A 10,886-nucleotide genomic window follows, 5' to 3' on the forward strand; every position below is an offset into this window, starting at 1 on the left:
AATGCCGGGCACTCTGGGGTCATGACCAGCAACGCTGTGTGGAACGCCGAACCGGAGGCCCTCGCCGACCTCCTCGGTGAGCTGTTCGCGCTCATGCGGTCCTGTGAGGCGGCGATCGGTGCTGTGGCTGTGGGGATTGAGCAGCGTGGGGTCATGGAGCTGTTCGGATACCGTTCTGTGGCGCGGTTTCTGGAGCATCTCGCTGACTTGCCTCGGCAGGCTGCCGAGGTTCTGATGAAGCGGGCTCGGCAGCTTCATCCAGGGCTTGCCCTTGATGGCACGCCGATTCCGGCTTTGGCTCCCGAGGTTGGCGTGGTGGCGCGGGAGGGGCGGTTGAGCAACCCGATGATCGACACCATCGTCGGTGTGCTGCGGGATACTCCTCTTGAGCACCGGGATCGGGTTGAGCAGGACCTGCTGGGGTTTGCTTCCGAAGCCGGGCACAAGCAGGTCGCTGTCCTCGGTGCGCGGATCCTGGCCCACCTCCATCCCGACGGCCAGCCCCCTCAAGACACCGAACCCGCCCGCCCGAACCGCGAACTGTCCTTGCGACGCAAAAGATCCGGAGTCTGGGAGCTGCACGGCCGGTTCGACGACGAGACCGGCACCCGGGCAAGCGCGGTCCTGGATGCCCTGGCCCAACGCCGCAGCACCGACGAAGGCCCCGACCTCCGCTCCCCGCTGGAACGCTACGGCGATGCCTTCTCCGACGCGATGGATCTCGCGGCGAACTCTCCCGAGCTGCCGATGCAGGCCGGTGAACGGGCGCATGTGATGGTCGCGATCTCCCTGGAAGACCTGAAGACCGGCATCGGCACAGCCCTCCTCGGTGATACCGGGACGATCTCCGCCGCCGAAGCACGGTTGCATGCGTGTGACTGCATGGTGATCCCGGCGGTGCTGGGTAGCAGCAGCGAACCACTGGATGTGGGGCGGTTGCGGCGGCTGGTTCCACCCGGGATCCGCCGGGCGTTGTATCTGCGGGACCGCGGGTGCGCGTTCCCGGGCTGTCACCGGCCACCCCGGCACTGCCAGGGTCACCACATCCGGCACTGGTCCGAAGGCGGCCCCACCGAACTGGGCAACCTGGTCCTGATGTGCGCCCACCACCACCGGCTGCTGCACCGGTCCGGGTGGGACGTGCGGATCGCGGCCGACGGGTTACCGGAATTCCTGCCACCAACCTGGCTGGACAGGCGCCGAAAACCCCGACGCAACAACCTCCACGAACCGCTGCCCTTCGCAGCATGACCGGGGACAGGCCCGCAGCCACACGGCTACGGGCCTACACCCACGCGCTCAAGACTCGGCCGCCGCCGGGTCGTTCCGCTCAGCGCCAGCCCAGCTCCGGGGCCACGTGGGTGAGGATGTTCTCCAGGACGTGGACGTTGTAATCCACGCCGAGCTGGTTCGGGATCGTCAGCAGCAGGGTGTCGGCGGCCTGGACTGCCTCGTCCTCCTTCAGCTCCCGGACCAGTTCGTCCGGCTCGGCCGCGTAGGAGCGGCCGAAGATCGCGCGGGTGTTCTCGTCGATCATGCCTACCTGGTCGCGGGAATGGCGGTCGCGGCCGAAGTAGGCTCGGTCCTCGTCAGTCGTCAGTGCGAAGATGCTGCGGCTCACCGAAACCCGCGGCTCGCGCGTGTGCCCGTCCTCCTGCCACGCCTCACGGTACGCCTCGATCTGCTTGCGCTGCTGGACGTGCAGCGGCTCGCCCGTCTCGTCGTCCTTGAGCGTGGAGCTCTGCAGGTTCATGCCCAGTTTCGCCGCCCACACGCTCGTCGCGTTCGAGCCGGAGCCCCACCAGATGCGGTCGCGCAGACCTTCCGAGTGCGGCTCGACGCGCAGCAGCCCCGGCGGGTTGGCGAACATCGGCCGGGGGTTCGGCTCGGCGAAGCCCTCGCCCTTGAGTACCTCGAGGAAGATCTCGGTGCGGCGGCGGGCCATGTCGGCGTCGGTCTCGCCCTCGGCCGGGGCATACCCGAAGTACCGCCAGCCGTCGATCACCTGCTCGGGGGATCCGCGGCTGATGCCGAGCTGGAGCCTGCCGCCCGAAATGAGGTCGGCCGCCCCCGCCTCCTCGGCCATGTACAGCGGGTTCTCGTACCTCATGTCGATCACGCCGGTGCCGATCTCGATCTTCGACGTCCGTGCGCCGATCGCCGACAGCAGCGGGAACGGGCTGCCTGCCTGCCGCGCGAAGTGGTGCACGCGGAAGTAGGCGCCGTCGACTCCGAGCTCCTCGGCGGCCACCGCCAGGTCGATCGACTGGTGCAGGAAGTCCGCGGCCGACCGGGTCTGCGAGTGCGGGCTCGCCGACCAGTGGCCGAAGGACAGGAAGCCAATCTTCTTCACGCCCCCTCCAGCGTCCGGGACACGGTATTGATTCCCGGATGTGAGCAGACCGACCGGCGTCGCTCGATCCGGTGAACCGGTGTCCCCTGCCCGCCCCGGCCGGGTACTCCGCGGGCACCGGAAGCCGGAACCGAGGAGGAGACGCATGCCCGACGACGACCTCACGGGATTCCTGATCATCGGACTGGTCTTCGTGGTGGCCGACGGCCAGATCCTCTACCGCGGCGGCCGCCGGTACCTGAGCGGCCCGGACGGCGGCGAGCAGACCGGGTCGATGGCCTGGATGGTGGTGACCGTCTTCCACCTCGTCGCCTTCGGGGTCCTGGCGCTGCTGTCCGTCGTCGGCCCCGGCTGGTCCGGCTCGACGGCCGCGCTGGTCGGCAGGCTGGGTGTCTTCCTCCTGCTGCTGGCCGTCGCGCACGTGCTCACCCTGGCCGTGCTCGCCCGGCGGCGTCAGGACCACATCGTCGAGACGCACTACCAGGAGCGCGACGTCGAGCGTCCCGCGACCGAGGTGGTCGTCGAGCCGGCGCCGGTGCCCGGGCAGGGCGGGCCGGCCCCGCAGGTGAGTCCCGACCTCGGGCAGCACGGCCCGTACCGCGCCTGACGAGCCCCTCGGTTCACTGGATCGAGCGATCCGCGGGGTTCGCGCTGCCCTTCCCCCACTGCGCGTGCTTGGGTGTTCGCGTTCGGTGTGCGAGGAAGGGGAACTGCGGTGCGAACGTCCCGGGCAGCATTGGCGGCGGCCGTCTCGGTTCTGGTGGTGGCCACGGCGCCGGCCGCCGCGACCACCGCCGATCCGCTCGCGCCCTACCTGCAGCAGAAAATCGCCTGGGGTGACTGCCCGTTCAAGCAGGACGGCAAGCAGCGGACGGCGCAGTGCGCGCGGATCACCGTCCCGCGCGACTGGGCCGCCCCCGATGCCGGCACCGACCTCCAGGTGGCGATCAGCCGCGTCGCCGCCACCGGTGCCAGGAAGGGCGCGATCCTGGTCAATCCGGGTGGGCCCGGCGGCCAGGGCACCTCGCTCGCCGGCGCGCTGGCCGGGCTCGAACCGTCGGTGAACGAGCAGTACGACTTCGTCGGCATGGACCCGCGCGGCACCGGCCAGGAAGGCGGCCAGGACGCGGGCTACGTCTGCCACGTGCCGACCGGGCGGCTGCCGCAGGAGGACGACCTCGACGCCCGCGACCGCTCGGCCCGCAGCATCGCGCTGCACCAGCGGACGCCGCGGGTGCTGGCCGAGGCGTGCCAGAGCGACGCGCTCGCGCCGTTCATCACCACCTGGCAGACCACCCACGACATGGACCTGATCCGCACGCTGCTCGGCGACGAGAAGCTGAACTACCTCGGCTTCTCCTACGGCACCTGGCTCGGCGCGAAGTACGCGTCACTGTTCGCGGACCGCGCGGGCAAGGTGGTCCTCGACTCCAGCGTCAACTTCGAGGGGCGCCTGCAGGCGGCGTTCGAGGCGTTCCCGAAGATCGACCAGCGCCAGTTCGACGACGTCTACACGCCATGGCTGGCCCGCCGGTTCCCGGAGCAGCTGGGCCGGACCGCGGCGGAGGTCCGGGTGAAGTGGGAACGGCTGCGGGCGTTCTTCAAGGAACACGGCGTGTCGCCGGACCTGTTCGACCACATCTTCGTCGGCAACGGCAGCACCCGCCAGTGGCTGGCAGGCGCGCTGGTCCTCACCAAGGGCGCGGCCGCGCTCGACGGCACCGCGGCCCCGCCGCCCGCCGCGCTGCGCGACGACCTCGACCGCGTCTCACGCGCGGTCTTCGGGGTCCCGGCGGCCCGGCTGACCGTCGAGGACATCGCGGCGGCCGTGCCGGAACCCGACTACGCCGACGTGCCGGGCACCCGCCTGGCCGTGGCGTGCGGCGACCAGCCGTCGCGGGAAGCGCACTGGTACAAGCTGCTCAGCGACCTGCAGGGCCCGACGTACCCGCTGTTCGGCTGGGCGTACGGCCTCGGCGAGCCGTGCGGCTACTGGTCGGACCTCCCCCGCCACGAGCTGCCGAAACTGCCGCCGCGCGCGGCGAAGAACGTCCTGGTCGTCCAGGGCGAGTTCGACCCGCAGACCGGCTACGAACAGGCCGAGGCGGCGGCCCGCGCGGCCGGGGTGCCGATGGTTTCGGTGGCCGATTCCCCGTTCCACGGCCAGTACGCGATCAGCGGCAATTCCTGTGTGGACGACCTGGTGAACAAGTTCTATCTGACCGGCACCCGGCCCGCGGCAACCATCTGCGCCGGCGTCCCGCTGCCGGGCGAGCAGCGGGTGTTCCCGGTCCCCGGCCCGGCAGGCGAGACGGCCGAGGTGACGGTCCCAGCCCCACGCGACGCCCTTTCCCCGGTGCGGCAACGGCTCCAGGACTCCATCAGCGAGGTCAACCGGGGGCGGTGACGGGGCGGCGCGCCGGTCAGCTGCGGGGTGACGCGCCGGTCAGCCGGGGTGGGTCGAAGTGCACGTACCGGCCGTCGCCCGCGGCCGCGTTGAGGCGCTGGGGTTCCGTCGTGTCGCTCCAGCGGCCCGAGTCGATGCGGGACTCCAGTGTGTGCAGCGCCGCGATCGTCTCCGATGGGCGGAACGCGCAGTGGCCGGTCGCGCCGACGTACGCCTGGCGCAGCAGGGCTCCGCGGCCCGCGCGCTGCACCTGCCCGGCGTACCAGTCCTCCTGCTCCACGGGCACCAGCTGGTCGGCCGTCGTGTGGATGTTCAGGGTCGGCACGCGCAGCCGGCCCGTCACCGTCGACGTGCGGGCCAGCGTGCGGACCGCCTGGGGGTCGGTGCTGATGGCGGCGTCGCGGGTGAGTGTCGCCAGGTCGGCGTCCAGGTCGAGGCCTGCCGCGCGGTAGAGGGCGCGGACCTGGCGGGCGTGACTGCTGCCGTCGAACAGCGCGCGGTAGCGGACGCCGTCGGTGAACGCGCTGTTCCCGCCTGCCGCCAGCTCGATCTGGTAGCGGCCGGTGAGGACGAAGCCGAGTACCTGCGTCAGTTCCTGCTGCTGCTGGGCTTCCTGGCCCGCCGGGTCGCGCGGCGGGGTCGGGCCGGTGAGCCAGCCGGGCTCGTTCATCAGGGCCGCCGCGAGCGCGATCCGCGCGCGGCCCGCCGCCGTGGCCTGGGCGTCGGTCACCACCTTCGTCAGGGCCGCGGCCGACGCGCCCGCCTCATCGGAGCTGGTGAACCGGACCAGCTTGACGTCCTGCCCCGGCGCGAGCAGGCGGGCCAGCGCGTATTCGGCGTCCAGCTGGTAGTTGTTCAGGTTGAGCGCGCCCGCGACCAGGCCGCAGGTGCTGAGCACGCCGTCGAGGCGCCGTCCGGGGGCTTCGGCTTCGAGTGCGCTGACGAGCCCGCCCATCGACGTGCCCCACGCGATCGTGCGCCGTGGCGGGCCGGTCAGCTGCTCCAGCGCCGCCAGCGCGCCGAACTGGTCGCCGACGGCCGAGGCGAGCGCCCACCACGACGGTCCGCTGTAGGACGAGCCGACCAGCGCGTACCCCTGGCCGAGCAGGGCCTGCCGGGTGTCCTCGTCCGGTGCGTCGCGGGCGGCGAGCGGCCCGAAACCGTGGCTGTAGAGGATGGTCGTGCCGTTCCAGGTGGACGGCACGTCGGCCACCCAGGTGGCACCGTCGGGCAGCTGACCCGTGTAGTGCCCTTCGGCGGCCCCGGCCGCGACGCCCGCGGTGAGGCCGGTAGCGAGCGTCATCGAGCAGGCCAGCGCCAGGACGCGGCCGATCCACCTGCGCATCGTCATGCCGGGCAGCGTGCCACGCCACCTCGAAGATGTACAGGTTTCCTGTACTTTTCAGTGGGATGGCCGATCGGCCAGCGCCGCGTGACAGGCGATGACGTACTCGCGGAACCGGGCCGCCGCACGGGAATCCAGGTCCGCGAGCATCCGCTGTTCGAGCGCGGCGACGTCGTCGCGGACGCGGGCGAGGACCTCCTCGCCGGGGCCGGTCAGCCGGATCACCCGCCGCCGCCGGTCCCGCGGATCGCCGTCCCTGGCCAGGAAACCCCGCTTCTCCAGCGCGATCACCATGTCGGCCATCGCCTGGTCGGTGACGAACGAGTTGCGGGCCAGCTCCGCGGTCGTGAGCCCCGACCGCCGCTCCAGCACGGTGAGCGCGGTGTACTGCAACGGCGTGAGGGCGACCGGGCGCAGCACCTCGTCGAGCCGGGCCCGCACCGCGAGTTCGAGCTGCTTCACCAGGTACAACAGGCCGGGACCGGCGGCGGGCTTCACGAACGCGTCCCGCAGGCGCGCAGGAACGTGTCGACGATGACGTCCGCGGCCTGCACGTCGCTCAGCCCGGGCAGTTCACGGGCCGACAGGAACAGCAACTGCCCCAGCACATTGCCCGGCCAGCGGGGTGGCACGTCCGAGCGCAGCAACCCCTCCTCCGTCGCCCTCCCGAGAAACCGCTCCAGCTCGTCCACGGCACGCTGCCGCCGCGCCCAGATCTGCGGGTCCGAGCGCATCCGGCCGATCTCCGCAGGCCACTTGCGGTTCACGCCGACGATGCCTTCGACGTACCGGTGCAGTGCCACGGCCACCGGTGCCTCCGCCAGCCGGGCCGCTTCGGCTGCCTCCTCGATCGCCGACAGGCGGGCTTCGTACACCGCCGTCAGCAGCTCTTCGCGGCCCGCGAAACGGCGGTACACCGTCCGGCGGTCGACGCCCGCCTCCGCCGCGATCGCCGCGATGCTCGTCGCCGGGTCGTCCGCGAGCATGCGGGCGCCCGTCGTCAGCAGGAGTTCGAGATTGCGGGCTGCGTCGGCTCTCACGCCGTCAACATAACCGCTACACGGCTGAGGCACTCAGATCGCTCCCGCGCGCAGCGCGTACGAGACGGCGTGCGTCCGGTTGCGCAGGTGCAACCGCCGCGTGAGGTCCTGGAGGATCTTCTTGATCATCCGTTCCGAGAAGTTGAGCCGGGCGGCGACGAACTCCGTGCCGTGTCCCTCCGCCAGCAGCCGCAGGACCTCGATCTCGCGCGGGGTCAGCCCGCCCGTCGTCAGGCCGTGGCCTGCCAGGATCCGCTGCTGGAAGGTGCGGGACTCCTCCAGCAGCCAGCGGGTCACCGTCTCGGGCACCACCGCGCCGCCGGTCGCGCTCGCGACCACCGCGCGGACCAGCGTCGGCGGCGGGCAGCTCCCGCCCGGCAGGATGCTCACCACCCCGCACGCGACCGCGCGGGCCAGCTGCGCTCCCCGCAGCGGCCCGGACACCATGACCAGCCGCTGCCGGGTGTTCTCCGCCTGCCCGGCCAGCTCCTCCATCGCGCCCAGCAGCGTGCCGGTGACGGACGTGGCGACCACCACGACGACGTCGGCTTCGGGATGCCGGTCCGCGGGCAGCACCCGCACCTCGGGTGACGCCCGCAGCGGCAGCACGAGGTTCTCGCCTTCGAGGGGGTCGTCGGCGAACACGCAGGCCGTCACCACCTCGGTGCGGCGGGCGGCGCCGGACCGGCCGGACGGCGGGGCCTCGCGGGGCAGCAGGCCGACCACCAGGTCCGGCTCGGCGCTCGTCAGGGTTTCGGACACGTCCTGGCGGTGCATGGGCGGACCGTAAGCCGGGCACGGCGGACGTCGCGAGCGTCGGGTGACGCAGTGGGTGTACGTCGCCTTTTCACTGCCTCATAGCCGAGTCACTCCGTCGTGCTAAGTGCTACGTTGGTGTGACAGAACAGCGTCGACCAGGAGGTACGCAGTGCTCACCCGGACCCGGCTCTTCATCGGCGGCTCGTGGACCACCCCGAGCCGCAGCGAACTGCTGGACATCGTTTCCCCGCACGACAACACGGTCATCGGCCGGGCCGCGCAGGCCTGGCCCGCCGATGTCGACCGGGCCGTCGCCGCCGCGCGGACGGCCTTCGACGAAGGCCCGTGGCCGCACACCACCCCGGCCGAGCGGATCGCCGTGCTCCGGCGGCTCGCCGGTTTGCGCGAAAAGCGCGCGGACGAGATCGCGGCCCTCATCACCGCCGAGAACGGCTCGGCGCTGTGGTTCACCAAGGCGGGCCGGCCCGGCCTGACCCGCCAGGCCAACGCCTACCTCAAGGCCGCCGAGGAGTTCGACTGGGAACGGACCCTCGAACCGTCGGACCCCGCCGCGCCGTTCCGGTCCGTGGTGCGGCGCGCGCCGATCGGCGTGGTCGCCGCGATCATCCCGTGGAACTCGCCGTTTTCCTCCGCGCTCGCCAAGATCATCCCCGCGCTGCTCGCCGGCAACACCGTCGTCCTCAAGGTGTCGCCGGAGAACACGCTCAGCATGAGCCTCCTCGCGGAGCTGCTGGCCGAGACCGGGCTGCCCGAAGGCGTCGTCAGCGTCCTGTCCGCCGACCGCGAGACCAGCGAGTACCTGGTCCGGCACCCGGACGTCGACAAGATCGCCTTCACCGGCTCCACCCGCGCCGGCCGCCGCATCGCCTCGCTCGCCGGCGAACAGCTCAAGCGCGTCAGCCTCGAACTCGGCGGCAAGTCGGCCGTGCTCTTCCTGCCGGACGCCGACCTCGCCGCGGCGATCCAGGGCGTCAAGTTCGGTTCCCTGCTCAACAACGGCGAATCGTGCATCGCGCAGACCCGCGTCCTCGCCCCGCGCAACCGCTACGACGAGGTCGTCGCCGGGCTCAAGGAGCTGGTCGAGTCGCTGCGCGTCGGCGACCCTGCCGACGAGCGGACGTTCGTCGGCCCGATGATCCGCCGCGACCAGCAGGAGCGCGTCCTCGGCTACATCCGCACCGGCATCGAGGAAGGCGCGCGGCTGGTCACCGGCGGCCCGGACGTCCCGGCCGGGCTGGAGCAGGGCAACTACGTCACGCCGACGCTGTTCGCCGACGTCACCGCCGGCATGCGCATCGCGCGGGAGGAGATCTTCGGCCCGGTCCTGGCCGTCCTCGCCTACGACGACGAGGACGACGCGGTCCGCGTCGCCAACGACTCCGAGTACGGCCTGTCCGGCGGCGTGTGGTCGGCCGACCCGGCGCACGCGCTCGCGGTCGCCCGGCGCCTGCGGACGGGCACGGTCACGGTCAACGGCGCCCCGATCGGCTTCGACGGCCCGTTCGGCGGGTTCAAGGCCAGCGGTCTCGGCCGGGAGTACGGGGCCGTCGGCCTCGGGACCTACACCGAATACCAGACCATCACGGTGCCCGGCCGCTGATCCGGCAGGACCTCACGGGCCGCCCGTGGCAGCAACAGGACACGGCGCCCCGGCACCGTCCGTCTCCCCCGAAACTGGGCTCACCGCACCGGGCCGAGTGAAGGGGACCACCCGCATGGACACGCCACCGAAGGCGCTTCGCACCGCCAGGATCCTGATGTTCGTGCAGTCCGTCCTCGGCCTCTTCGTGGGGACGCTCCTGCTTGTCGCAGTCACTTCGTCCACTGTGGACGACACCGGCTTCGCGCTGTCGCTGGCCGTGAGCGCGGTACTGGCCGCAATCCTCTTCGTGTGCGCCGTCCTGCTTCCGCGGCGGCAGCCGTGGGTGCGGGGCACCGCCATCGCCGTCGAGAGCGTCAACGCGGCGAGTGCCCTCATCGGCGCCATCGTCCTGCTCGCGTCCGACGCGACACCCGCGCCCACCGCGGCCATGCCGTTCATTCTGTCCGCGCTGGTGCTCAAGCCCCTGCTCCAGCCGGAGGTCCGTGCCTGGTACGCGGACCGGGCCCCGTGGCCGCCGACCGGCCACGCCGAACCGAAGGAGAACTGAATGAAGAAGGCCTACGTCTACGGCATGGCGGGACTCGTGACCGCCGCGGTCGGCGTCACGGCGGCGTCCGGCCTCTGGGACGGCGCCGAAAGCGACGCGGGGGAACAGCACGTCCCGACCGCGCTCGCGAGCACGACGACGACACCCAAGGCCGCGCCCGCCCCGGCCGCGAAGCCGGTGCCGGCACCGGTCCAGGTGGCCGTCCCCGCACCGGTCGTCAAGGTGGCCAAGCCCGAGGCCCGTGCCGTGACCCACCGGACGCCCAAGAAGCCGGTCAAGCGCGCCGACCGGCCGCGGCCCTCGGTGGTCCGGACCGCCGTGGTGAAGCAGCACGTCACCCCGCCGGTGCAGCCGATCGTGAAGCCGGTGGCCGTCGCGAAGCCGATCGCCGTCACGCTGCCGGTCGCCGATCCCGTCACCTCGGCGCGGCAGGCGCTCGACAATGCCTCCCGGGCGGTGAAGGACGCGCGGCGCCTGCTGGACACCGCGTCGGCCGACGTCAAGCACGCGAAGTCGGAACTGCGGAAAGTCAAGCACTGCAACCACAAGCAGCCGCCGCAGGCGAAGAAGACCAAGCAGGGCAAGGTGACCGGCAGCCGGACCGTGTCGGTGTCGCTCGACTCGTCGCAGGTGCAGCCCGGGCAGACCAGGACGATCACCAAGTCCACTGCGGACGGTTCGGCCTGGTCGAGCGTCACCGTGACCCGGAAATAGCAAGGGGGAGGGAAGAAAAACGGCCGCGGCGCGGGGGAACCCCCGCCGCCGCCACGTCAGTTTCAGGCCTCATAGCCCTGGTGGCGGGTGTCTGTCT

Annotated in this window: 11 protein-coding genes; 6 read left to right on the forward strand and 5 right to left on the reverse strand. The window is 71.8% G+C overall.

The annotated features are described in order from the left end of the window. Window positions 1–21 precede the first annotated feature (21 nt). Window positions 22–1,251: an HNH endonuclease signature motif containing protein gene (locus ABJI51_RS40945; protein ID WP_348956573.1), complete on the forward strand. Its 1,230-nt coding sequence runs from the start codon at window positions 22–24 to the stop codon at window positions 1,249–1,251. Window positions 1,252–1,330: 79 nt separating this feature from the next. Here ABJI51_RS40945 and ABJI51_RS40950 read toward each other — a convergent pair whose 3' ends face one another. Then, window positions 1,331–2,353, reverse strand: coding sequence for an LLM class flavin-dependent oxidoreductase (locus ABJI51_RS40950; RefSeq protein WP_348956574.1), 1,023 nt, complete (start codon window positions 2,351–2,353; stop codon window positions 1,331–1,333). A 145-nt stretch (window positions 2,354–2,498) separates the two neighbouring features. On the opposite strand from ABJI51_RS40950, the gene ABJI51_RS40955 reads away from it, so the two are divergent. Beyond that, a complete protein-coding gene (locus ABJI51_RS40955) occupies window positions 2,499–2,960 on the forward strand; it encodes a hypothetical protein (protein WP_348956575.1) in 462 nt (153 codons plus the stop codon). A gap of 108 nt (window positions 2,961–3,068) precedes the next feature. Further along, on the forward strand, window positions 3,069–4,760 hold the full coding sequence (locus tag ABJI51_RS40960; protein ID WP_348956576.1) for an alpha/beta fold hydrolase: 1,692 nt from the start codon (window positions 3,069–3,071) through the stop codon (window positions 4,758–4,760). 16 nt (window positions 4,761–4,776) lie between these two features. On the opposite strand, the gene ABJI51_RS40965 is transcribed toward ABJI51_RS40960, so the two are convergent. From ABJI51_RS40965 to ABJI51_RS40980, 4 genes are read right to left on the reverse strand one after another with little or no spacing between them, the layout of a single operon-like run. Further along, window positions 4,777–6,111: an alpha/beta fold hydrolase gene (locus ABJI51_RS40965; RefSeq protein WP_348956577.1), complete on the reverse strand. Its 1,335-nt coding sequence runs from the start codon at window positions 6,109–6,111 to the stop codon at window positions 4,777–4,779. Window positions 6,112–6,162: 51 nt separating this feature from the next. Beyond that, window positions 6,163–6,603 (reverse strand): MarR family winged helix-turn-helix transcriptional regulator, encoded by a 441-nt coding sequence (locus ABJI51_RS40970; protein WP_348956578.1) that lies wholly within the window; start codon window positions 6,601–6,603, stop codon window positions 6,163–6,165. Continuing rightward, a complete protein-coding gene (locus ABJI51_RS40975; protein WP_348956579.1) occupies window positions 6,600–7,145 on the reverse strand; it encodes a TetR/AcrR family transcriptional regulator in 546 nt (181 codons plus the stop codon). The genes ABJI51_RS40970 and ABJI51_RS40975 overlap by 4 nt, the downstream gene beginning before the upstream one ends. A gap of 33 nt (window positions 7,146–7,178) precedes the next feature. After that, window positions 7,179–7,922, reverse strand: coding sequence for a helix-turn-helix transcriptional regulator (locus tag ABJI51_RS40980; RefSeq protein ID WP_348956580.1), 744 nt, complete (start codon window positions 7,920–7,922; stop codon window positions 7,179–7,181). A gap of 151 nt (window positions 7,923–8,073) precedes the next feature. On the opposite strand from ABJI51_RS40980, the gene ABJI51_RS40985 reads away from it, so the two are divergent. From ABJI51_RS40985 to ABJI51_RS40995, 3 genes are all read left to right on the forward strand, one after another. After that, entirely contained in the window at window positions 8,074–9,525 is a 1,452-nt protein-coding gene (locus ABJI51_RS40985) for an aldehyde dehydrogenase (protein WP_348956581.1), read from the forward strand. A 115-nt stretch (window positions 9,526–9,640) separates the two neighbouring features. Next, window positions 9,641–10,075, forward strand: a complete 435-nt coding sequence (locus ABJI51_RS40990; protein WP_348956582.1) for a hypothetical protein — start codon at window positions 9,641–9,643, stop codon at window positions 10,073–10,075. Then, the gene (locus tag ABJI51_RS40995) at window positions 10,076–10,789 is read left to right on the forward strand and encodes a hypothetical protein (RefSeq protein WP_348956583.1); all 714 of its coding nucleotides are present in this window, start codon (window positions 10,076–10,078) and stop codon (window positions 10,787–10,789) included. The last annotated feature ends 97 nt before the right edge of the window (window positions 10,790–10,886 follow it).

Origin of the sequence: Amycolatopsis melonis, from assembly GCF_040064235.1 — a bacterium.
In the GTDB taxonomy this organism is placed as follows: domain Bacteria; phylum Actinomycetota; class Actinomycetes; order Mycobacteriales; family Pseudonocardiaceae; genus Amycolatopsis; species Amycolatopsis melonis.